Below are 22,988 nucleotides of genomic sequence, written 5' to 3'. Positions count from 1 at the left end.
TTGCAATAAAAGAAAAGACATTTTCTTGATTTTTAGAAGAGAATCGGTTAGACTGATGGGGACAAGCTTTATTGTAGCGGATTTGGAGGGCGAAACATGGCAATTTCAAACGAGGCGCTGGACCAAATTGTGAGCAGCGTTCTGTCAGATGAAGACATGAGAGTGGAGGATATTCCCAATCTCGACCTCTATATGGATCAGATCATCACCCTTTTTGACGAAAAAATAAGGCGAGCCCCCGCCGCGGACGGCAGAGTGCTCACCAAGACCATGATCAACAACTACAGCAAAGACGGTCTGATCAAGCCGATTCGGGGCAAGAAGTACACCCGCGAACAGATTTTGCAGATGCTCGTGATTTACAATCTCAAGCAGACGCTCTCGATCGGCGAGATCAAGCAGTTCATGCAGGAGCTGTATGGCGAGGGCGGCTATGAGAAAAACGACCGCAGGGAAGAGCTTTCCAGCATGTACAACACCTACCTTGAGCACAAGGCAGCCTCGCGCGACGAGACGCAGCAGCTCGTCGAGCAGATGGCGCACCGGGTGAGCGGGCTGCCGGAGCAGCAGGCGCGCGGCGCGCTCATACTGGAGCTTTGCAGCCTGTCGGCCGCGCTCAGGCGGATTGCGTCGGGTCTTTGCACGGGTGAGGAACAGTGATCAAAAGAGGCGCGCCGGACGGCGCGCCTCTTTTGATCTATTTGCTCTTTGCTTTCATGCGAAGGGCGTTGTTTAAAATCCGCTTGCGGATTCTAAGGCTCTTTGGCGTGACCTCGAGCAGCTCGTCGTCCGTGATGAATTCAAGGCACTGCTCAAGGCTCATGATCTTCGGCGGAATGAGACGAAGCGCATCGTCCGAGCCGCTGGCGCGGGTGTTGGTCAGCTGCTTTTTCTTGCAGACGTTCAGCGCAATATCCTCCGATTTCGGGGACATGCCGACGACCATGCCCTCGTAGACCGGAACGCCGGCGCCGATGAAGAGGGTGCCGCGCTCCTGGGCGTTGTAGAGGCCGTAGGTGATCGACTCGCCCGACTCAAAGGCGATCAGCGACCCGTAGGCGCGCTGCACAATATCGCCCTTGTAGGGCTGGTAGCTGTCGAAGATGGTGTTCATGATGCCCTCGCCCTTGGTGTCGGTCATAAACTCGCTGCGATAGCCGAAGAGCCCGCGCGAGGGGATGAGAAATTCAAGTTTCATGCGGCTTCCCTGCGGGTGCATCTCAATGAGCTCGCCCTTGCGGTTGCCCATCTTCTCCATGACGGAGCCGACACAGTCCTCCGGTACGTCGATGACAAGGCGTTCGATTGGCTCACATTTGACGCCGTCGATCTCCTTGAAGAGGACTTTCGGTGTGCTGACCTGAAATTCATAGCCCTCGCGGCGCATGGTCTCAATGAGAATGGACAGGTGCATCTCGCCGCGCCCGCACACGCGGAAACTGTCGGTGGAATCGGTCTCGCTGACGCGCAGCGATACGTCCTTGAGCAGCTCGCGGAAGAGCCGGTCGCGCAGATGGCGGCTGGTGACAAATTTGCCCTCGCGTCCCGCAAAGGGGCTGTCGTTGACCGAGAAAGTCATCTCGACGGTGGGCTCGGAGATCTTGACAAAGGGCAGGGGCGTCGCATCCTCCGGCGAGCAGATGGTGTCGCCGATGGTGATTTCCTCAAGGCCGGAGATGCAGACGATATCGCCGATGGAAGCTGTGGAGACCGGCCGGCGGTCGAGCCCCTCAATCTGATAGAGATTGGTCACCTTGCCCTTATAGGTCTTGTTGTGATCGTGGTACTGAACGATGGTGACCTCCTGATTCTGGCGCACCGTACCGCGCTCGATGCGCCCGATGGCTATGCGCCCGACATACTCGTTGTAGTCGATGGAGGAGACCAGCATCTGAAACGGCGCGTCGGGGTCGCCCTCGGGCGCCGGAATGTAATCGAGGATGGATTTGAACAGGGGATCGAGGTCGGTGCCCTTGATGTCGGGGGAGAGGGAGGCGGTGCCGTCGCGCCCTGAGCAGAAGACAACCGGACTGTCGAGCTGTTCCTCGCTCGCATCGAGATCGAGCAGAAGCTCGAGGACTTCCTCGCCCACCTCGTAGGGGCGCGCGCCGTCCTTGTCGATTTTGTTGACGACGATGATGATGCGATGCCCGAGTTCGAGCGCCTTTGAGAGAACAAAGCGCGTCTGGGGCATGGGACCCTCAAAGGCATCGACAAGTAGCAGCACGCCGTTGACCATTTTGAGCACGCGCTCCACCTCGCCGCCGAAATCGGCGTGGCCGGGAGTGTCGACAATGTTGATCTTGACGCCGTTGTAGGAGGCGGCGGTATTTTTGGCGAGTATGGTGATGCCGCGCTCGCGCTCAAGATCGTTGCTGTCCATGACGCGCTCCTCCACGACCTGGTGTTCGCGGAAAGCGCCCCCCTGCTTGAGCATCTCGTCAACCAGCGTAGTCTTGCCGTGGTCGACGTGTGCGATGATTGCGATGTTGCGCAAATCTTCTCTGATCAAAATGGTCAATCTCCTTTGTTTTCGAGTTCCTGCCAAATAGGCCACACACCATTATAAAGGATTTTCGCTGTCTTGTATACGCTTTTTAAAAAACAACTGTCGCTTTGTGCGATATGAGACGCATTTTATCTATTCAAAGCCGTAGGGCCACCGGGTGATGGCGCCCATGTCGTAAACTTTACAGAAGCCGAGCCGCAGAAGCCTCAGGCAGGCGGTGTAGCTTCGCGCGCCGCTCTGACAGTAGACGACGACCGGGGAGGTCTTTTTGAGCGGAATGTTGCCGGCGATGAGCTCGTAGTCGGGCAGCGAGACGCTGCCCGCGATGTGATACTGCTCATATTCGTCGGGCGTTCGCACATCGAGCAGTGTACAGTCACAACCCGTTGCCATGAGCTCATGGACCTCGCGCGGTGTGATGGAGGTGTACTGCCGCGTGGGAGAAAAGCCTTTTGTGATATCCATAAAATTGTCCTTTCAAAAATGTGAGCAGAGGGCCGCAGTCCTGCACCGGCCCCCTCTATTCTATGCGCAGCGTCCGGCAGTTGCCCATCGGCGGTAAAGTTTTGACAGGCGGCGCTCGGTGGGAAAACGGCTGCTGCCCATACAAAGGGAAAAGCGCACCCCATATGGGGTGCGCTTGGAAAACAGTGGATCTGCACGCGACAACGAAATTTTACATCCGGCTAGCCGCATTACTTGTAGGCGCTGAAATAGGACTTGCCGTCAACCGGGTCAATGCCGCGCGCCTCGTAGAGCTCGCTGACGGTGACAAGCTGGTATCCCTTTGCGTTCAAGTCGCGTATGAGCTTGACGGCGGCGGGAATGGTCGTCTTGTGGATGTCGTGCATGAGGACAATGCTGCCGTCTTTGACGCTGTTCATGGTGGTGGAATAGGTCTTGTCGGCATCTTTGGTCTTCCAGTCGAGCGTGTCAATCGACCACATGGCAAAGGGCATACCTGCGACCTGGCTGAGCTGCGAGTTCTTTGCCCCATAGGGCGGGCGCAGCCACGTCGGTGTGACACCTGTGATCTCGGTCACTCTGTCATTGACGTATTGAATCTGATCGCGAATCGTATCCACAGATGACTTGGCGAGGTTCTTGTGGCTCTGGGTATGATTGCCGATTTCACTGCCCTCGTCCACGATGCGCCTGAGCACTGCCTGATTCTTTTCGCCGCCGAGCCGGGTCCCCACGACGAAGAAAGTTGCGTGGCCGCCATACTCCTTGAGGGCGTCGAGGATCGCGGCGGTGTATGTAGCGTTCGGTCCGTCGTCAAAGGTGAGGGCAACCATCGGCTTTGACGGGTCGGGCCAGGTCTTCTCCGGCTGCGGCTCAGGTTCCGGCTCGGGTTCGGGTTCGGGATGGACGAGAGACGGCGGAAAGACAAGGGTGAAATGCCCCTCCTCAATGTCTGTGCTGCCGGTGCGGGTGAGCTGAGTGGTGAAGTCAAAGTAGACGACATAGTCATCCTCGTGCATGGAGTGCGACAGAGTGAGAACCGGGCGGGTCTGATCTCCTTTCGGAGGATTTTCCGCCGCGTAGGAGACAAAAGAATTTATCGTGTCAAAGACCCGACGGCTGATTACGCTGTCAACCTCCTCCACACCGAGCACGGGATAGGAAAGATTGATCAGATAGCCGCTCTGTTCATCGATGTATCGGTAGAGCGTGCCATCGAGCTGCTCCACCATGCGGCCGTCCTGCTGAGGCTGCTCGGGTTCGAGGGCGAGAGCGTTGCTGTGCAGAAAGCGCAGCCCCACAACCGACCCGACAGCAAGAGCAAACACGAGCAGAGTTACAACCAATATTTTCGTTACACTGATATAGCGCAGGGACATTTGCAATACCTCACATTGACGTTTGTACTTCCCAAGTACAGTCTAGCATAAAAACAGTGTTTTTTCACTATTCTTTTAGACAAAATTCGCAGGAGAAAGGTTTAAAAAAAGCCGAAGTCATTCGGCTTTTTCTTTATGCTTACCTATGGTTCCAAAAGAGGGGCAACACTGACACTGTCCACGATGAACTCGGGTGTTCCCATGGAACCGGGAGCGATTGCAAACTGGTCGAATACGATGACAAGCTGCTCATCCGTATTGATGTAGTAGCTCTGATCTGCCTCGATGGTCTCAAAGAGCAGCGCGCCGTTCTCATCGTAGAAGAAATCCGACTCGGGGGAGGTGAGAATTTCCTCGCGGATTTCTGCGCTGATGGTATCAATATAGTCGGGCTGCTGCTCGGCGAGAAGATCGCTGAGCGTGAGCACTTCGTTTTTCTCAAGGTCAATGTTGTAGCAGTAGACCTGATTTTCCGTCGAGGCGCTCGAGGAGTCGACATAGACCAGAAAAGAGAGCATTCGGTCACTTGAAAACTTGGTCTCATAGGTGCTGTTTACAAACAGCGGTGCCTCGTCCGCGAGCAGTGTTTGCACCTGTTCGATGGCGCCGTCTGAAATACCGGCGAGTTCGCTGTTGAGCTGATCGGAGAGCGCCTCGTCCGCAAGGCCGGTCACACTGCCCTGCACGACGGTTGCCCCCTTGCTTTCCTCTTCAATATTGGTTTTGGAGATTGTCAGAATCTGAACCAGCGGCGTAAACGCTCCATTTTGGTCGAGGGCCGCCGCAAAGGAGGGAAAGAGGTTGAGCGCCACCGTAAAGCAGAGAAACAGACAGCACACGGCCGCGGCCGCCCAGCGCACGAAGTGCCATCCCCGCGACGGGGATGACGCCGCACACTCCCGTGCGGCGTCAAAGACCTCTGTCAGACGCTCGGGGGCGCGGATGGAGCGGTATTCTTCTTTCAGGCGTTGCATTCGGTTCATTTTGATCCGTTCTCCTGCATAGTGTCCTCCGTCAGATCGAGTTTCAGCTTGCGAAGTGCCGCGTAGAGACGGGATTTGACAGTGTTGATGCTGCACTGCTGAATCTGCGCAATTTCCTCGAGTTTGAGGTCCTCGAAAAAGCGCAGAATGATTACCGTTTTGAACTTCGGCGCCAGCCGGTCGATGCCGTTTCGCAGATCGACCAGCTCCACGGAATCAGGGTCGTGGTAGGGCAGTGAGGCAATGTCCTCGTCGACGACATTTGAGCGCTTGCGGCGCCGGAGAAAATCGATCGACGTATTGACGACAATGCGGTAAAACCAGGTCTTGGCATAGCTCTTGTTCTGCAGTGTATGAAAGTAGCTTGACGCCTTGTACAGCGAGTCGGAGACCACATCGAGCGCGTCCTGTTCGTTTTTTACATAGCCGTAGGCAAGACGATAAAAATCATCTTTATATTGATAGAGGTAGCACAGCAGCTCCTCTTGCGTTTCAAAGGCGGGATTTGCCATGTTGAAATCCTTTCTGTCCCACCGCAATCACCTATTTGACGATACGATGATACGATTTGTTTGAAATGGGAGCGTTTTTTGGGCGGCAGCCCCACTTTGCCGCCAATTTTCTCAGAGTTTTGACAGATTTCCGCCCAGCCTGTCCGCAATTTGCCGGCCGGTTGGCGTGGCGGCAAGTCCACCCTTGGAGGTTTCGCGAAGACTCTCCGGCAGAGCCCTGCCCACCTTGCCCATGGCAACGATGACTTCGTCGGCGGGAATGACGCTCTCAATTCCCGCAAGCGCCATATCCGCCGAGACGAGCGCCAACGCCGCGCCGGCCGCGTTTCTCTTGGCGCAGGGAACCTCGACGAGCCCTGCGACCGGGTCGCAGACAAGGCCCATCTGGTTTTTCAGAGTCATGGCGACCGCGTGGCAGGCCTGCCGCGGGGTGCCGCCGGCGAGCTCCACGGCCGCGGCCGCGGCCATTGCGGCGCCGGAACCGCACTCGGCCTGACAGCCGCCCGCCGCGCCCGACAGGCTCGCGTTTGCCGAGATGACAAGTCCCACGGCCGCCGCGGTGAAGAGTGCGAGCGCGATCTCACGCTCGGACTTGCCATCGCGCTCGGCGATCATGGTGAGAACTCCCGGCAGGATGCCGGACGCGCCGGCGGTGGGAGCGGCGACAATCTTGCCCATAGCGGCGTTCTGGCAGGAGACGGCGAGCGCAGCACTCACCGCGCCCAGCACAGATTCCCCGCAGTAGCTGTGCGACTGGCCAAGGTAGGTCTTCAGAAGAATGCCCTCGCCGCCGATCATGCCGCCGCGTGAACGGCGCGGCTTTTCAAGGCCGGCGCGAACCGATTCGCGCATGACGCCCCAGGTCTCTGTCATCTGTTCGAGAACCTGTTCGGCGTCGGTGCCCGAGCGCTGCGCCTCGTCGCGCAGCGCGAGTTCTCCCAGAGAGATGCCAAGCGCCTCGGCGCGGGCAGCCATATCGCAAAGAGAAATCTCTTTCATTTCACACCTACACTTTCTCAATGACACGCGCCGCACGGATGGGGGGGAGCGCCGCGATCTCCTGTACGGCCTGAGGCGGCAGGGCGCTGTCGCTCTCGAGAATCATACAGGCGAGAGTTCCCTCATCCTGTCGGGAGACGCGCATAAATGCAATGTTGATCCGATGGCGGGCGACCACCTGTGCGACCGAGGCGATGACGCCGGGGCGGTCTTCGTGGATGGTGAACAGGGCGTTGCTCCGGCCGGTCAGCTTGGTCTCAAAGCCCATGACCTCGGTGACGAGAATGTTGCCGCCGCCCACCGACGCGCCGGTCAGCTCAATGGAATCCGCATCGGAGCGCAGATGAAAGCGCACGCTATTTGGGTGCACGTCGCCGAGGTCGGCGGGCTCGAAAGAGAAGTGCAGCCCCTGTTCGGCGGCAATGGAAAAGGAGCGCTTGATGCGCTCGTCGTCGGTGTCAAAACCGAGCAGTCCTGCGACAATGGCAAGGTCAGTTCCATGGCCCTCGTGGGTGTGCCAGAAAGAGCCGTGAAGCTCCATGCGGGCGCTGCGCGGCGTTGAGCCGAGAAAGGCGCGCGCGATTTTTCCAAGTCTCGCCGCGCCGGCGGTGTGGGAACTGGATGGACCGATCATCACCGGCCCGATGATGTTGAAGACACTCTGTGCATTGCTCATAGTGGTAACCGGCCTCCTGGCGGTAGGCTCTCTCCATAATCAGAATCGTCTCCCACAGTGGGAGCGGACGGGGTGCCGACAAAGCGGGCCTGCAGGTTGTGCGGCATTCAGCCGGACTCCCTCTTCCTGCCTGTTTCGACAGATAAATTAATTTTAACATGACGGACATGCAACATCAAGGACAAGGCGGCTGTCGAGGCTGCCGAAAGATGGAACCTTTTTTTGTGCGCTGCGTCCAAAGGCAACGTGCCTGTGTAAGAAAACAAAACACTGTGATATACTGACTCTATATCGCCACAGAGCCACAATACCTGAGGAGAGGGATACATGGTCTTTTCAAGTCTTCTGTTTCTGTTCTGCTTTTTGCCGCTGGTGCTGGCGGCCTATTACCTGTGCCCGCGAGGAGGGCGCAATTTCATTCTGTTTGTGTTCAGCCTGGTGTTTTACGCATGGGGTGAGCCGGTCTACGTCGTACTCATGCTCTTTTCCACGCTGGTGGACTATGTGCACGGTCTGCTCGTCAGACGGGCGCTCGACCGGGGAAAGCGCACCCTGGCAAAGCTGGTTGTGGCTTCTTCGGCCATCATCAATCTGGGGCTGCTCGGCTTTTTCAAATACGCCGACTTTCTCATTGGAACGCTCAACGCCGCATTTGGCCTCTCGCTTGCGCAGATGAATCTGCCGCTGCCCATCGGCATCTCGTTTTACACGTTTCAGACCATGTCCTACACCATTGACGTCTACCGCGGCGACGCGCCGGTTCAGCGCAACATCATCTCGTTCGGAGCCTATGTGGCCATGTTTCCGCAGCTCATTGCGGGACCCATTGTCCGCTACCAGGATGTGGCCGAGAAGCTCACGTTCCGGCGGGAGAATTTGCCGCAGTTTCTGCTCGGCGTGGAGCGCTTTCTGAGGGGTCTGTTCAAGAAAGTGCTCATTGCAAACAACGTCGGCATGCTCTGGGATACTGTCTATGCCGCCTCGAGCTGGTCGGTGCTGTCGGCCTGGCTCGGTGTGTTCGCGTTCGCGTTTCAGATTTACTTTGACTTCTCCGGCTACTCGGATATGGCAATCGGCCTTGGACACATGTTCGGCTTTGACTTTCCGGAGAATTTTGACCACCCCTATGTCTCAAAATCCATTTCGGAATTCTGGCGCCGCTGGCACATCACACTCGGAACCTGGTTTCGGGAGTATGTCTACATTCCCCTTGGAGGAAACCGAAAGGGAATGGCAAAGACGCTTCGCAACATGGCCATTGTCTGGCTCTGCACGGGTCTGTGGCACGGCGCGAGCTGGAACTTTGTGCTCTGGGGCGCCTACTTCGGCGTCATCATCATAGTGGAGAGGCTCTTTTTGGGAAAACTGCTCGAACGCCTGCCCGGTTTTTTGCGCCATCTCTACACACTGTTTCTCATCGGGGTCAGCTGGGTGATCTTCAGCTTTGAGAACCTCGGCAAAATCGGCGGCTATCTCGGGGCCATGTTCGGCGGCGCACCGCTGGTCGACCGGTCGGGTCTGTACAGCCTTGTCAACTATCTGCCGCTTCTGGTGCTCTTCGGCATCTGCGCGACGCCGCTTGCGTCAAAACTCATGGAGCGGCTGCGTGCGGCCGGCACCGCCGGGCGCTGCGCGCTCGGGCTGCTCTACGCCGCGGCGCTCTTCTGCAGCCTATCGTATCTTGTGGATGCGACGTATAACCCGTTTTTGTATTTCCGCTTCTAAGGAGGATCAACCATGAATCACAAAATTCCGCTCGAACGGATCATCATGGCCGTGGCACTCGGGGCAATGCTCCTGTTTGGCATTGTGTTTCACGTTCTGACACCGGACGCCACATTCTCGCCTGAGGAGAACCGAAATCTCCAGCAGTTGCCGAAATTCACTCTGCGCCGGCTCTATGACGGCGACTTCGCCGAGGACTTTGAGAGCTATCTCGCCGACCAGTTTCCAAGCCGCGATTTCTTTATCGGTGTGAAAGCGGATCTGCAGCGCCTGTCGATGAAGACCGACAACAACGGCGTGTACTTCGGCAGAGAGGGCTTTCTCTTCGAGTCGCTCAAAGAGCCGGACCAGGGGATCATTGAAAAAAACATCGAGGGCCTCAATCTCCTCGCTGCGACTACCGGCAAAAAGGTCGCCTTTATCCCTGTGCCGTCGGCGGCCCAGATGCTGCCGCAGCTTCAGCCGCCCTTTGCGCCGCAGTACGACCAGAGCATTACGCTCGAGACTATCCGGCAGAAGCTGTCGGACGACGTGAAGCTCGGCGATCTCTTCGGTGAGCTCAGTGACGGCGCGCGGCAGTACTACTATCGCACCGACCACCACTGGAACGAACAGGGGGCCTATGTCGGCTATGTGAAGCTCTGTGAGCTGCTTGGCATCGAGCCCTTTGGCCGGGAGGATTTCACCTTTGAACTCGTCAGTGAGGAATTTCGCGGCACGCTCTACTCCACCTCGGGCTATAAGCATGTCGAACCGGACAGCATTGTGCTCAATGTCAAAACCGACAACCCGGAAATTCCCATGACTGTGGTGGACGACGGCACCGAGAGAGACTCTCTCTTCTGGCGTGAGCGTCTGGAGGAAAAGGACCAGTACACGGTCTACGAGGGAGGCAACCATGCGCTTGTCGTCACGCACAATGAGCAGGGCAACGGCCGAAAGCTGCTTCTCATCAAGGACAGCTATGCCCATGTTCTGCTGCCCTATCTCGCGGCGAACTATTCCGAGGTTCACATGATGGACCTGCGCTACTACGCGACCGGCGTCTATGACTATATTGAGGACAATGGCATTGACGACATCGCGGCGCTCTACAGCATGAAGACGTTTGGTGAGCTTGTGCTCAATCCGCTGCACATGGTGCCAAAGGACTGAAAGAAAGCAGATGGGAAAATTTCCCATCTGCTTTTTTCTATGGTAATATCTAGAAAGAATGGTATAATAAGAAAAGATGTCTACCCAGAAATGGTGGACAGCGAAACAAATTGACCATTCTTGAGGGGTTGCCATGGAGAGCTCCAGTATTGATTTGACAAAACTTGATGAGAAAATTTCTCTGGCTGAGGGGGTTGCCGTCACTCTTTGCAGCCTCACGCTCAGAGGGACGCGGATAGAGCTGCTGGCCGCTGTGCGCATCAGCCGAAAGGATATCAGGCTCGGCCCGGCGGGCGCTGAAATTGAGCTCAGCGCCGACGGCAGACAGGCTCTGCTCACGCAGACCGATATTCGCGGCAGAGGGGGCAGCTACACAGTCGAATTCCACTACCGCAGCGAACAGGCGCCGCTGCGGGAGCTGCGCATCGGGCGGGTCAGCTGCATGCTGTGCGGCGCGGACGGCGAGCCGGTGAGCGGGAGCACCGACGCCGGACTGGTCTACCGGCTCATCTAGGCAAATAAAAAGCACCCTCGAGTGCGGGTGCTTTTTTCATGTGAACTAAAAGGCGATGACGATTCCGCCGTCGTTGGCATAGACCGTGGAGAGACCTCTGGTTTCGACCACCTGAATCTGCCTGAAATCATACTTTGCCTCCACCTGGCGGCGAAAGTCCTGCGCACGGGCCGGGTTGTTGCAGTGGGCAATCACCAGAATGCGCTCGCTGATGTTCGAACACTGCTCGCCGATCATATCGACGAGCCGCGACAGGGCTTTCTGCGTGCCGCGAACCCGCTCAAACAGGGCGATTTCGCCGTGGCCGTCCGCCCCCATGATGGGGCGCAGAGACATGATGCTCGCAAGCGTTCCGGTCACCTTGCTGATGCGGCCGTTTTTGACGAGATTGTCAAGGCTCTCCAGCACGAAAAAGGTCTTCATATTGTCGATGAACTGCTCGACCTTTTCGATGATCTTCTGGGGGTCGAAGTTCTGATTGATGTACTCTCTGAGCTTCATCGCAACGAGGACTTCGCCCGCGCAGGCGCTCTTGGAATCAAAGACATGGGCGATCTTATCCGGGTATTCGGCCCGTATCATCTCAACGGCGTTTCGCGCGCTGTTGTATGTGCCGCTGAGCTTCGAGGAGAGCGTGACAATAAAGTCGGCGCTCGACTTCTTAAAGCGGGCGAGAAAGTCACTCGGCGACGGGCACGAGGTCCGTGCGGGGCGGTGGCTCTGCTTCATGGCGGCGATCAGCTCTCTGGTGTTGAGATTCTCGTCGTCGACAAAGGAGCGGTCCTCCACGGTGATTTTGAGCGGAACGAGTTGGGCGCCGAGCTCCTGCTGCATCTGCTCGGAGAGATCGCAGCAGCTGTCGCCGATAATCTGATAATCCATAGCGCATACCTCTTTTACTGATGGTGTTTCTTAACGATACCATATTCTGGGGAACCAGTCAACGCGAATTCTCTGAACATTTCGTGAAGAGTATAAGAGCGCCGCCTGTGGCGGCGCTCTGACGGCATCAGTAGCGAATTTCGATGTTCTCCCCGTCGAGACTCAGCGGGATACCGGCCTCGGCGGCGCCCGGCGTCTGACGGTGGGCAATCAGCCAGGTGTTGACCAGAATCAGAATCTTTGACTCGGCGGTGTAGGTGCCCTTGAAAGAGGGCGCGTGGTAGGCGGTATCAAGGTTGATTACGGCGTTGCGGCACCCCTCGGCACTCACCTTGCAGGGCATGCTGTGCAGCACGCGGGGATAGAGCTCATAGAGCGTATCGGCCGGCACGTAGAAGATTTCAAGGTCGCCCGTGTCGAAGCGGTTGTTGAAGAGCCTTGCGGGGTCGCCGAGAAAGAGAATGTGGTCGTTGAGCCCCACGGAGACTTCGCTGGTCTTATGGTACTCCAGCTGGTTGACACGCGAGTTGAGCGACGCGCTGTAGCCCACCTGGATGTTGAGGCCGCCGAAGACGTAGCGCGCGATATCCACTGAGGCGGGGCACTTGGTCATCTTCTTCGCGTTGGGGAAAAAGGAGGTCGGGGTATTCTTCGGCAGCGTCACCTTTTTCGCCAGAAAATCAAGATAGACCGAGGTGTCAAACTCCTCTTCGTAGACCCGGCCGTATTTGGCAAAGGCGGTGCTTTTGATGTGGTTGATGGTCAGGTCGGGGTTGAGCTGCTGAATTCTCTGAAACTGATCCAATTTGCGTTGCCTCCCAGCTGTTTGATTTCTATAGTATAGCACAGTCGGGTAAAAAAGAAAAGTGCAGTAAAACAGGCGGTTTTGATTGCATGTTTTTGTGCTATTGTGATAAAATGAATCAGACCTTTTAAGACAGTAAACAGGGAAAGGATGCGAGAACATGATTATGAAAAAAATGATGAACGCTCCGGAGAATTTTGTCGACGAGATGCTTGAGGGAATCCTCGCTGCCCATCCTGATATGCTCACCACGGCGGGCGGTGATCTGCGCTGTATCATAACAGAAAAGGGAAAGCGGCCGGGCCGGGTGGCCATTACCACCGGCGGCGGGTCGGGCCATCTGCCCGTCTTTTTGGGGTATGTCGGCGACGGCATGATCGACGGCTGCTCGGTGGGCAATGTGTTCGCCTCGCCGAGCGCAAATCAGATGCTCTCGATCACAAAGGCCATCGACAACGGCGCGGGCGTGCTGTACATCTACGGCAACTACGGCGGCGACATCATGAACTTTGACATGGCCGCCGAGATGGCCGATATGGACGACATCGAGGTGCAGCAGGTCATCGTGGCCGACGACGTCCTCTCGGCGCCCAAGGGCTCCGAGGACAAGCGCCGCGGTATTGCGGGCATGTTCTTTGCCTACAAGATTGCAGGGGCGGCTGCCAACGAGATCAGAAGTCTCGATGAGGTCAAAGCCGTCACCGAGCGTGCCCTCGCAGGTGTGCGGACGGTCGGCGTGGGCCTGTCGCCCTGCATCATCCCGGAGAAGGGAAAACCCGGCTTCACCATCGGCGACGACGAGATGGAGATCGGAATGGGCATCCACGGCGAGCCCGGCATCCGGCGCGAGAAGATGAAAAGCGCCGACGAGATCGTCGAGGAGATCATGGACAAACTGCTGCCGGATGTGCCCTATGAGAGCGGCGACGAGGTGGCGGTGCTCGTCAACGGCCTCGGGGGGACGCCCCTCGAGGAGCTCTACATCATCTACCGCAAGGTCAACATGGTATTGAAAGAGAAGGGCATCCGCGTCCATCGGCCCTACATCGGCGAATTTGCGACCTCCATGGAGATGGCGGGCATGTCCATCACGCTGATGAAGCTCGATGACGAGCTCAAGGCGCTTCTCGATGCGCCGGCTGAGACGCCGTTCTTCGTGCAGAAATAGGAGGGGCATACAATGCAGACAATCAGCAGAGACGATGTGATCGCGCTGTTCGGCGCGATTCGGGACAAGATGGCGGCGAGCCGGGATCTGCTCTGTGAGCTCGACTCGGTGGCGGGCGACGGCGATCTGGGGCTGACCATGGCGCACGGCTTTACCGCCGTCAGCGACAGCATGGCGGCGAGCGCGGAGCAGGATCTGGGAAAACTGCTCATGGCTGCCGGCATGGCCATGGCGGAGAAAGTCCCGTCGACGATGGGCACACTGATGGCCTCCGCCGTCATGGCGGCCGGAAAGTCCGTTAAAGGAAAGACCGCGCTTGTTCCCGCCGATCTACCGGGCATGGTACAGGCGGCGGTTGAGGGCATCAAAAAGCGCGGCAAGGCCGAGCAGGGCGACAAGACCATTCTCGACGCCATGATTCCCGCGGCCGAGGCAATGGGAGCGCTCGGTGAGCAGGCCACAGCAGGCGAATTTGCTTCGGCGGGCCGCCGGGCGGCCGCCGAGGGCGTGGAGCAGACAAAGCAGATGAAGCCGAAATTCGGCCGCGCCGCCTGGTACGGCGAGCAGAACATCGGCAAGCAGGACCCCGGTGCCACAGCGGCACTGTGTGTGGCCGAGGCCGTGGAGGCCTTTTTCGCCTGACGGAAATGCAGTTTTGAGAGGGCGGCCCTGACGGGCCGCCTTTTTGTGTGGAAGTATGGGCGAAAGCTGCCGGAGCGCATAGAATAGAAGAGGGCACCCAAATGTGAGAAACGTGGTGATGACAATGACAAACAGCGAGCCGCAGGGCCTGCGCTGTCCCTTTGAGGATCCGGACGGCCCGCCGCCCGACCTCACCCGTGACCAGCTGGAAAGCGCCTATGCCCGCATGAAGAGCGGCCTTGAGCAGACACAGGACCCCCGCCGGCGCTTTGCGCTGTGTATGAGCCTGTGCTGCTGCTGCGACAAGCTAGGCGATTTTGAAAAGGCCTACTACTACAACCAGTGCGCCAAACAGCTCCGCCCGGAGGATGTCGACGTGCGCTTCAATGAGAGCTATCTGCTCGGCAGAATCCGCGGCGAGATCATCCGGCGCCAGCGCTCTCTGGAGAGGTAGAAAAAAAGAGAGGGGAAATCCGCCGAGGCGGGTTTCCCCTCTCTCAAATACGCCGCCGCGTCAGCCCGCAAAAAAGCGTGCAGACAGTCTGTCTGCACGCTTTTGTAAGTTGAGTGACCTCGTCAATTCATTCCGAAGAGCATTTTGGCGACCTCCGAACGCTTGACGGGGTTGCCGGGCTTGACGGTTCCGTCCTCATAGCCGCCGACCACGCCGAGGTTGCAGAGAATCTTGGTCGCCTCGAGCGCATAGCCTGGAATCTCAGCTGCATCGGCAAACGAGAGTTCGGGCGCTGCATAGCCGGCGGGCAGAGTTCTGCTGAGAATCGTCATGATCTCGGCGCGGGTGATGCTGGCGTAGGGATCAAAGATGATATCGTCGTTGTACTGCTTGCCGCCGATGAGCCCTTTGGCATACATGGCTTTCGCGGCGCCGAGCGCCCAGGCGGGGATGTCGCCTGTGTCGAGGAAAGGAAGCTCGGTCGCGGAGTAGGCGGACTTGTCCACTTTCAAAAAGTTCGACAGAGCCACGGCGAACTCGGCGCGGGTCATGTTGTTGTCGGGGTTGTAGTAGGTCAGCTCGTCAATGACCTGGCCGTTTAGAATCTTGTTGGCGGCGGCGTAGTTGACATAGGGCGCGGCCCAGTGACCGGCCATGTCGACGAAGATGTTGCCTGGGTCGTCACCGGCCGTTGTGTACTCGTAGCTCGCGCGGGAGATGTTGCCCGAGAAGTCGGTGGCCGTGATGGTCACCCGGTGCAGACCGCCGCCGGTCTCGGCCGGAAGCTGAAAAGACAGATCGCCGGTCGCAGCATTGTAGGTAAAGGTCTGCTTTGTGCCGTCGTGAGTGAGGGTGATGTTGCTCGTCGAGATGCCGGTGCCGCCGTCGGTGATTCTGGCCGTCAACACGGCGGTTTCTCCCACGGCGGGATCGGCGAAGACGATCGACGGTGCAGAGGTGTCCTGAAACTCCCCGAAAGAGCCGACGAGCTGGTCAAGATAGAGCTGTCCGCTCTTGGCGGCACCCTCGGTCTGCATCAGCGTAAAGCCCGCAATCTTCGCAGTCTTGGAGGGCAGATCGACGGAAAACGCCTGATAGCCGGTGAAAGAGAGAGCCGTGACCGGAATATCGGTGACATTGCCGCTGCTGTCTTCCACGCTCACGCCGAACTGATTGCCGGAGCCGTCACCGTAGAGCCAGAAGTTGAGTTTGGTCGGATTGGAGGAGAGCATGTAGTTTGCACTCATACGAAGCGCCGCCTGAGTTCCGAACTGATAGGAGAGACCGGCTGCGGACGAACCGTATTTGACCTGGTCCTTGGCGGTGGCCGCCGTGGCGGCAAACCGGGCCGAGCCGTCGTCCGCCTGGTAGGAGACAAGGCTGCCGACGCCACTCTCAAAGGAGTCGATGAGAATGGGGGACTTTCCGATGGTGACCGGAAGAGTTTTCTCAAAGCCGTTGTAGCTGACCTTGATGGAACCTGTGAGACCGACGCCGCTCGCAGCGGTGAAAACGCCGTCCTCATCGACGGAGCCGATGTTTCCGTCGACGATCTCCCAGGTGAAAGAGCGGTTGCTCGAGTAGACCGGACGCATATTGAGATAGCCGGTGGCAACGAGGCTGACTTTCTCACCGGGGTCGAGATTGAGCGATGTGACGGAGGAACTCTTGCCGGCAATGGTGAAGACGAGATCGTCGATTTTGTCCGTCACGACCAGCTCTGCCGTTCCGGTCACAGCCCCCATGGCAGCCGAGATGACGCCCTCGTAGGGCTTATCTCCCGCAGTGAAAGTCTGACCCGACACAGTGCCGGCAGAGGATTCGGCAGTCAGTGTGACCGGCACATTGACCGGCATGGCATAGTAGTTGGTGTCGGTCGCGTTCACGGTGAAATCCACACTCGCTCCGGTCATGACGACCGCCTTATAGGGCAGCAGGTGCAGACGTGCGTAGTTGCCGGTGGTGGGCGCATTGTTGACCAGCATGATGAAGTTTGCGACCTTGCGGTTGGAGCCGTCTGAGGGCTTGTTGACAACGACGGAGCCGTCGGTGCCGGGATTGCGCACGGCAAACGACGTCGAGCCGCCGCCGTCAAGGTTGAGTGCGGTCACGCAGCCTTTTTCCTTGAGAAAAGCCGCCACGTCGTACAGCGAGAGCCCCTTGCTGTGGCTTGCCTGGCGGCCGTCCACCGCGAAGAGCACCACGGTACCGTCCGCTTTGATGCCGACGGCGGAACGCGGGGTAATGGCGTTGGAGATGGAGGTGTCGAGATCGGTCATGATCTCGCCGTTTTGCAGCAACAGATCGCCGCCGCCGACTGCGTGCTCGACGCCGATCCAATTTGCATTCGCAGGGGTGACAGTGATGCTGATCTCACCGCCGACGGCGAGCCCTGAGAGGCGGTCGGCCGGGCCGTCTGCCGCGCAGGTGAGCAGCATGGTGCCATCCGGAATGGCAACAGCGTCAGCACTCTGAGTCACGGAGGCGATCTTACCGGTGACAGTGCCGCTGATGCGAAGCGACCCACTGGTCACATAGATGAGCACATTTACCCCGTCTGTCGAGGTGCGGCTGGTTGTGGAGAAGTCAGGAGTCAGCAGATAGACGCCGCCCGCGGCAGTGCGCAGCTTGTTGACGTGGTCGACCGCAAAGGTCTTTGCCGTTGTCGCCTCGGGCTGCAGTTCCGCGGGGATACTCGTGTCAATGGCGGGCGGCGTGTAAGAGGCCTGCAGCGTCAGGCCGGGTTTGCCGATGACAGCACTGCCGTTCGGATAGAAGCCGATGGCATTGTTGCCCGCGTCGGAGGAACGCAGCACACCGTCGATGACCACCATGCCGAGCGGCAGGCCGGTCTGCAGAGAGAAGAAGTCGGCGTTGATGCCGCCGAGAACGTAGTAACCCTTGTCGGTGAGAAATTTTGTGGCGGTGACGATGTTGGATGTGCCATAGAGTTTGTTGCCATAGACCGCGACAGGCTTTACCGATGTAGAGGGCTTGTACTCTATGTAGTAGCTGGTCTCTTTCCCGTTGCCATTGTGCCAGGCGGACTCGTTGGTGTAGACTGTGCCGGGTCCGATGGTGACACTCTCAGTGTAGAGGGTGTTTCCCGTGCCCTCATAGGCGAGAGCCGATGGCATGAGTCCCAGCACAAGCGCGAGCGCCAGCACCAGGGAGAAGAGTCGTTTGATTCTGTTGGAAATTGCCATTGTGTTCCTCCGTTTTTTCTCAGCGGGTTTGTCCTTGGTCTTTCCATCATACACTACATTCTTCCAAATGTAAAAAGTACTTTTTGGAAAAATGTGCGCAGACAATACGTGTTATTAGACGGTCGGGGTACAAAATTTGTTTCGTCCGGCTGTCTGAGACCTTTTTTGCAATTTGGTTGACACGGGGGGAGAGGGGCCGTATAATTTGGATTGTCGGACTGGCGAAAAAGGGCGAAAACAAGTGTTTTGTGGAGGGGCCATGCAGTATCCAATCGTTGCGTATTCCAAAAATCCAAAGAGAGATTACTACGCCTATATGGGATTTCATGTGCTTCTGCGCAAGGGACTGCTCTTGCTGGTCATTGTGGCAGCGCTCGCTCTGTGGGGCGTGATTGATCTGGTGCGAAACGAGTTTTTCGGGCTGTTCTATCTCGTGCTGGCAGCGGTTATCATGCTGCTTTTGCTGCTGCGATACTTCATCATCTCGCGCAAGAGCTACCGCGACTACATTGCCGCGGCGGGTGAGATGAAAATGGTCGTCCTCACCTTTGAGCAGAGCGGTTTCACCTGTGAGATCCGCTATGCCAACAAAAAGAGCGTGGCCACCATCCACTACGAGCAGATCGCCCGCGTGTACGACACCAGAAGCCACTTCTATCTGCACATCTCCGCGACGCAAGTGTTCTCTGTGAGCAAGCGCCAGATTGAGGGCGGCCGCGCAAAGGAACTCTCGCGTCTGCTGCGCCGCAAGGTGACAAGCCAGAGAGAGGTTTAAAGAGCCGCAAGGCTCTTTTTTTGTGGAAACCAGGGCCCATTTGTGGTAATATTTTTCCTATGTAGATTCTTATGAAAGGAAGAGATCTCTTTGAATCAGTCCTCTGCCGACCTCGGGTCGGGAAGCATCGGCAAGCTCCTGTTTCGGCTGGCGATGCCCGCCATTTTCGCGCAGCTGATCAACGCCCTCTACAACGTTGTCGACCGCATGTACATCAGCCGCCTGCCGGATATCGGTCAGACGGCGCTTACCGGCGTCGGCGTCACGTTCCCCATCATCATGCTCATCTCCGCGTTCTCGGCGCTGGTCGGCATGGGCGGCGCGCCGCGGGCGGCCATCGCCATGGGCGAGGGCAACAACGACAAGGCCGAGAAGATTCTGGGCAACTGTGTGACGGTGCTGCTGTCGCTGTCAGTGCTGCTCACCGTGTTCTTCCTCGTGTTTGAGAGACCGCTTTTGATGATGTTCGGCGCGAGTGAAGACACGGTCGTCTACGCGACGCAGTACATCACCATCTATCTTGTGGGAACGGTCTTTGTGCAGATTGCGCTGGGGCTCAATTCTTTCATCAACACGCAGGGCTACGCCAAGACGGGAATGCTCACCATTCTCATCGGGGCGTGTTTGAACATTGTGCTCGACCCGATTTTCATGTTCGCGCTGGATATGGGAGTACAGGGCGCGGCACTCGCGACCATACTCTCCCAGGCGGTCTCGGCGGCATGGGTGCTGCAATTTCTCTTTGGAAAACGCTCGAAGCTGCGCATTCGCGCGGCAAATCTCCGGTTGAAAAAGGAGTACATCCTGCCGGTGCTGGCGCTCGGCATGGCGCCCTTTGTCATGCAGGCGACTGAGAGTCTGCTCAACATCGTGCTCAATGCGAATCTTCAGGCGCAGGGTGGCGACGAGGCCGTGGGCGCAATGACCATCATTGCGAGCATCATGCAGTTCGCACTCATGCCGGTGATGGGGCTGACCCAGGGCGCCCAGCCCATCATCAGCTACAATTATGGCGCGAAGCAGTACCACCGCTGCAAGCGGGCATTCTGGCTGCTGCTGGCGTCTTCGTTCTCCATGGCGGTTGTCATCTGGGGCTCGGTCATGCTCTTCCCGCAGGTGTTCATCGGGATCTTCTCCGACAAGGCGCCGGTCATCGCCTACACGACGTGGGCCATTCGGATCTTCATGAGCGCCTATTTTCTCATGGGGGCTCAGATTGCCTGCCAGCAGACTTTTATGGCGGTCGGCCGGGCGAAAATCTCACTCTTCCTGGCGCTGTTGCGCAAGGTGGTACTGCTCATTCCGCTGGTGATGATTCTAGCGCGGCCCTTTGGTGTTACCGGCATCTTCACCGCCGAGCCGATTGCCGACACACTGGCCACACTGACGACCTGTACGGTCTTCGCCTTTTCCTATAAGAAGATGTTCCCCGCCGCTGAACCGGCACAATGATCTTATGAAAGAGGCCCGAGCAAGCTGCTCGGGCCTCTGTTTTTTTATGTGTGGCGGTGATGGTAGAGCCCTCCCGCTGCCATGACAAGACAGCAGAACGCCGCATACCAGGGAAAAAACGGGTTTTGCATGCCGCCGGTCAGGATGAACAGCGACCCCATCGCCGCGAGAAGCGGACAGAGCACACCGCGCACGGCGCCGCGGATCTCGCCGCGGCGGTAGAGCGAGAAGACTCTGACGTACAGCAGCAGGTAGAGCAGATAGCTCATGACAATGGAGATCTCTGAGATGTCGGAGTTCGGCAGCAGATGAAACCTCTGGGTGAGGTAGTGCGCGGCCATCCAGACAGCGGCGGTCAGCCAGGCGGCGCCCGCCGACCAGGGTGAGAGACCCAGGCGTGGGTTCAGCCGCGCGATTCGCCGGGAGCCGGGGTAGTACCCGTGAAGCGCCAGCGAATAGGGCAGGCGGATGCTGCCGAGCACAAGACCATTGACTGTGCCGACGACCGAGATCACGACAAAGATGAGCACAAGTTTTGCCCCGGCGCTGCCGAGGAACTGTTCTGCGGCGACATAGATGTGCGCGTCGCCGAGCGCCAGGATGGTATCTGGCCCCACGAGAGCGCACATGCCGACGAAGTAGAGCGCATAGACGAGAAGTACAAACCCGGCGCCCACGGTCAGCGCAATGGGAAGATTGCGCCGTGCGTCTTTGATCTCGTGGGCGATGGAGGTCGAGACAATCCACCCGTCAAAGGAGAACGCAATCGGGCCGACAGCGGCCAGTATGGCAAAGGTGCCGACTGATTTCACTGCGGGGGCACTCAGCACAGCCTGAGGCTTTCAAAAGAGCAGCCCTGCGGCGATGAAGAAGAAAAGGGGAATGAGCTTGACGATGGTCGCGGTGTTTTGCAGCCAGCCGCCCAGGCGCGCTGAGAGTGTGTTGAAGACAAACAGTGCGCTCATCACGCAAAAGCCGACTAAAACAGTGGGTCCCAGCGTGAGGTGCCACGCGAAGAGCATATCAAGATAGACCCCCACCACATAGGAGACTACGGCTGTGAGCGTCGGGAAGTAGACAAAGGCCTGAAACCAGCCGAAGATACAGGCGGTGCGCGGTGAGAGAAAGGCGCGCGCGTAGCCGACAATGCCGCCGGGTTCGTCGGTGCGCGAGGCGAGCTGCGCAATGGTGAGACTGCCGAAGACGATGCTCACCGCCCCCAGAACAAACAGCAGCACTCCAAATGTGACGCTGCCGCCGGTGCTCATGAGGATGTTGTCGGTCTTAAAGAAGATGCCGGAGCCGATGACGATGCCGACGATCATGGTGCAGGCGGTCAGCAGGCCATACCGGCGGGGAATATGATTCATGGACGAGGCTCCTCACTGGTTGTTTTGACGGGCTCGATCTCACCGGGGACCATATAGCTTGCAGTGGAGACGGGCATGTTTTTCTTTTTCAGACGGCTCTCAATGATCGAGCGCACAATGGTGAAGAGCACGGCAAAGGCAGGCACGCCGATGAACATGCCGACAAGGCCGAACTGACCGCCGAAGACCAGAACCGCAAAGATGACCCAGAAAGCCGAGATACCGGTCGAGTTGCTCATCAGCCGGGGCCCGAGCACATTGCCGTCAAACTGCTGCAGCACAAGGATGAAGACGGCGAAGATCACCGCTTTGATCGGGCTCTCGAAGAAGACGATGATGATGCTCGGAATTGCGCCGATGAAAGGGCCAAAATAGGGAATGACGTTGGTGATGCCGACGATGAGGCTGATGACCGGCGCGTAGGGGATGCGCAGAATGCTCATGCCGATAAAGCAGAGCACACCGATGATGGCCGAGTCGACGAGCTTGGCCGTGATGAAGCCGGAGAATGTTTTGTGAACAAAGCGGAAGAGACCCATTGCGCCATCTGCCCGTTTTTTCGGCAGAATGGCATAGGTGATCTTCTTTGACTGGGCGATGAACCGCTCGCGGCTGTAGAGCATGTACATGGAGATGATGAAGCCGAGAGCGAAGTTCTTCAGCCCCGATGTCACGGCGAGAGTGAAGTTGAGAATTTGGGGGATGTTGTCGAGCAGATAGGTTCCGACTTTTGCGAAGATCTCCTCTGCGGGGGTGATGATGCGCTCGATGGTCGCCGCGTCGATGGACAGGTTTTCGAGAAGCTCGCGCACGGTGGTGTTGAGAAAGATTTCAAACTGGCGCAGATAGGCTGGCGTCGAAGAGACAAGCCCCGCGAGACTTGTGCCGATCTGGGGCGCCACGATATAGAGAAACACCGCGATGAGCAGCAGGACGAACAAATACGTCAGGATCAGCCCGAGCACGCGCTTGAGCCGCGGCTTGTCCACCCGGCAAAGCAGCTTTCGCTCGACGAAATTCAGGCAGGGGTTGAGCAGATAGGAGAAGACAAAGCCATACACAAAGGGCGTGAGCAGCGCGAAAAAGGCCGCAAAGCGGCTGCTGAAGTAGGAGTAGTTCATCAAAAACAGTGCCAGCAGCGTGGACGCCGCAATCACGCCAAAGGCGTAAAGCGCAATTTGAAAATAGCGGTTGTTTCTCTCAAATTTCATCGTGTGCTCTCCCTGTGCAGGCCGCTGGAATCGGCCGCTGATAAGACCATTATACCCACTCAGCCGGCGAAATGAAAGAATTTCCATAAAATCAGTAGAAAAGACA

Annotated in this window: 20 protein-coding genes and 1 pseudogene; 9 read left to right on the top strand and 12 right to left on the bottom strand. The window is 57.7% G+C overall.

The genetic code is table 11. The annotated features are described in order from the left end of the window. The first annotated feature begins 96 nt into the window (after nt 1–96). Entirely contained in the window at nt 97–660 is a 564-nt protein-coding gene (locus H8695_RS05335) for a DUF1836 domain-containing protein (RefSeq protein WP_249299866.1), read from the top strand. A 37-nt stretch (nt 661–697) separates the two neighbouring features. Here H8695_RS05335 and typA read toward each other — a convergent pair whose 3' ends face one another. The 7 genes from typA to sdaAB form a co-directional block, all read right to left on the bottom strand. Next, nucleotides 698–2,512: a translational GTPase TypA gene (typA, locus tag H8695_RS05330; RefSeq protein WP_249299865.1), complete on the bottom strand. Its 1,815-nt coding sequence runs from the start codon at nt 2,510–2,512 to the stop codon at nt 698–700. 129 nt (nt 2,513–2,641) lie between these two features. Then, entirely contained in the window at nt 2,642–2,974 is a 333-nt protein-coding gene (locus tag H8695_RS05325; RefSeq protein ID WP_249299864.1) for a rhodanese-like domain-containing protein, read from the bottom strand. Between the two features lie 230 nt (nt 2,975–3,204). Further along, nucleotides 3,205–4,320 carry a polysaccharide deacetylase family protein gene (locus H8695_RS05320; protein WP_249299863.1) on the bottom strand — a complete coding sequence of 372 codons (1,116 nt, stop codon included), beginning with the start codon at nt 4,318–4,320 and terminating at the stop codon, nt 3,205–3,207. A 176-nt stretch (nt 4,321–4,496) separates the two neighbouring features. Then, nucleotides 4,497–5,336: a DUF3298 and DUF4163 domain-containing protein gene (locus H8695_RS05315; RefSeq protein ID WP_249299862.1), complete on the bottom strand. Its 840-nt coding sequence runs from the start codon at nt 5,334–5,336 to the stop codon at nt 4,497–4,499. Next, on the bottom strand, nt 5,333–5,848 hold the full coding sequence (gene sigV / locus H8695_RS05310) for an RNA polymerase sigma factor SigV (protein ID WP_249299861.1): 516 nt from the start codon (nt 5,846–5,848) through the stop codon (nt 5,333–5,335). Before sigV ends, H8695_RS05315 begins: the two co-directional genes overlap by 4 nt. A gap of 111 nt (nt 5,849–5,959) precedes the next feature. After that, the gene (sdaAA, locus tag H8695_RS05305; protein ID WP_249299860.1) at nt 5,960–6,847 is read right to left on the bottom strand and encodes an L-serine ammonia-lyase, iron-sulfur-dependent, subunit alpha; all 888 of its coding nucleotides are present in this window, start codon (nt 6,845–6,847) and stop codon (nt 5,960–5,962) included. A 7-nt stretch (nt 6,848–6,854) separates the two neighbouring features. Continuing rightward, a complete protein-coding gene (gene sdaAB, locus H8695_RS05300) occupies nt 6,855–7,523 on the bottom strand; it encodes an L-serine ammonia-lyase, iron-sulfur-dependent subunit beta (RefSeq protein WP_249299859.1) in 669 nt (222 codons plus the stop codon). 327 nt (nt 7,524–7,850) lie between these two features. On the opposite strand from sdaAB, the gene H8695_RS05295 reads away from it, so the two are divergent. The 3 genes from H8695_RS05295 (at nt 7,851) to H8695_RS05285 (ending at nt 10,917) form a co-directional block, all read left to right on the top strand. Next, nucleotides 7,851–9,248: an MBOAT family O-acyltransferase gene (locus tag H8695_RS05295; protein ID WP_249299858.1), complete on the top strand. Its 1,398-nt coding sequence runs from the start codon at nt 7,851–7,853 to the stop codon at nt 9,246–9,248. 12 nt (nt 9,249–9,260) lie between these two features. After that, nucleotides 9,261–10,403, top strand: a complete 1,143-nt coding sequence (locus tag H8695_RS05290) for a DHHW family protein (RefSeq protein ID WP_249299857.1) — start codon at nt 9,261–9,263, stop codon at nt 10,401–10,403. A 133-nt stretch (nt 10,404–10,536) separates the two neighbouring features. After that, nucleotides 10,537–10,917 carry a hypothetical protein gene (locus tag H8695_RS05285; protein WP_249299856.1) on the top strand — a complete coding sequence of 127 codons (381 nt, stop codon included), beginning with the start codon at nt 10,537–10,539 and terminating at the stop codon, nt 10,915–10,917. Between the two features lie 45 nt (nt 10,918–10,962). Here H8695_RS05285 and H8695_RS05280 read toward each other — a convergent pair whose 3' ends face one another. Together H8695_RS05280 and H8695_RS05275 are read right to left on the bottom strand one after the other, a co-directional pair. Further along, nucleotides 10,963–11,799, bottom strand: a complete 837-nt coding sequence (locus H8695_RS05280) for a DegV family protein (protein WP_249299855.1) — start codon at nt 11,797–11,799, stop codon at nt 10,963–10,965. 127 nt (nt 11,800–11,926) lie between these two features. Beyond that, on the bottom strand, nt 11,927–12,604 hold the full coding sequence (locus H8695_RS05275) for a DUF4867 family protein (protein ID WP_249299854.1): 678 nt from the start codon (nt 12,602–12,604) through the stop codon (nt 11,927–11,929). Between the two features lie 166 nt (nt 12,605–12,770). Between H8695_RS05275 and H8695_RS05270 the strand changes: the two genes are divergently transcribed. From H8695_RS05270 to H8695_RS05260, 3 genes are all read left to right on the top strand, one after another. After that, entirely contained in the window at nt 12,771–13,772 is a 1,002-nt protein-coding gene (locus H8695_RS05270; RefSeq protein WP_249300270.1) for a dihydroxyacetone kinase subunit DhaK, read from the top strand. A gap of 12 nt (nt 13,773–13,784) precedes the next feature. After that, nucleotides 13,785–14,414, top strand: a complete 630-nt coding sequence (dhaL, locus tag H8695_RS05265; protein ID WP_249299853.1) for a dihydroxyacetone kinase subunit DhaL — start codon at nt 13,785–13,787, stop codon at nt 14,412–14,414. A 118-nt stretch (nt 14,415–14,532) separates the two neighbouring features. Next, entirely contained in the window at nt 14,533–14,868 is a 336-nt protein-coding gene (locus H8695_RS05260) for a hypothetical protein (RefSeq protein WP_249299852.1), read from the top strand. Nucleotides 14,869–14,990: 122 nt separating this feature from the next. Here the strand turns inward: H8695_RS05260 and H8695_RS05255 are convergent, their stop codons facing one another. Beyond that, on the bottom strand, nt 14,991–18,074 hold the full coding sequence (locus tag H8695_RS05255; protein ID WP_249299851.1) for a phosphodiester glycosidase family protein: 3,084 nt from the start codon (nt 18,072–18,074) through the stop codon (nt 14,991–14,993). 259 nt (nt 18,075–18,333) lie between these two features. On the opposite strand from H8695_RS05255, the gene H8695_RS05250 reads away from it, so the two are divergent. Together H8695_RS05250 and H8695_RS05245 are read left to right on the top strand one after the other, a co-directional pair. Then, nucleotides 18,334–18,849, top strand: a complete 516-nt coding sequence (locus H8695_RS05250; protein ID WP_249299850.1) for a YcxB family protein — start codon at nt 18,334–18,336, stop codon at nt 18,847–18,849. 90 nt (nt 18,850–18,939) lie between these two features. Beyond that, on the top strand, nt 18,940–20,301 hold the full coding sequence (locus H8695_RS05245; RefSeq protein ID WP_249299849.1) for an MATE family efflux transporter: 1,362 nt from the start codon (nt 18,940–18,942) through the stop codon (nt 20,299–20,301). Between the two features lie 44 nt (nt 20,302–20,345). On the opposite strand, the pseudogene H8695_RS05240 reads toward H8695_RS05245, so the two are convergent. Beyond that, nucleotides 20,346–21,671: pseudogene (locus tag H8695_RS05240) on the bottom strand (APC family permease). Further along, nucleotides 21,668–22,882, bottom strand: coding sequence for an AI-2E family transporter (locus H8695_RS05235; RefSeq protein ID WP_249299848.1), 1,215 nt, complete (start codon nt 22,880–22,882; stop codon nt 21,668–21,670). The pseudogene H8695_RS05240 and the gene H8695_RS05235 overlap by 4 nt, the downstream one beginning before the upstream one ends. Between the last annotated feature and the right edge of the window lie 106 nt (nt 22,883–22,988).

Source organism: Feifania hominis, assembly GCF_014384765.1.
GTDB lineage: Bacteria > Bacillota > Clostridia > Oscillospirales > Feifaniaceae > Feifania > Feifania hominis.
Note: the sequence above shows the minus strand (reverse complement) of the source record. Positions and strands in the feature narration are given on the sequence as shown.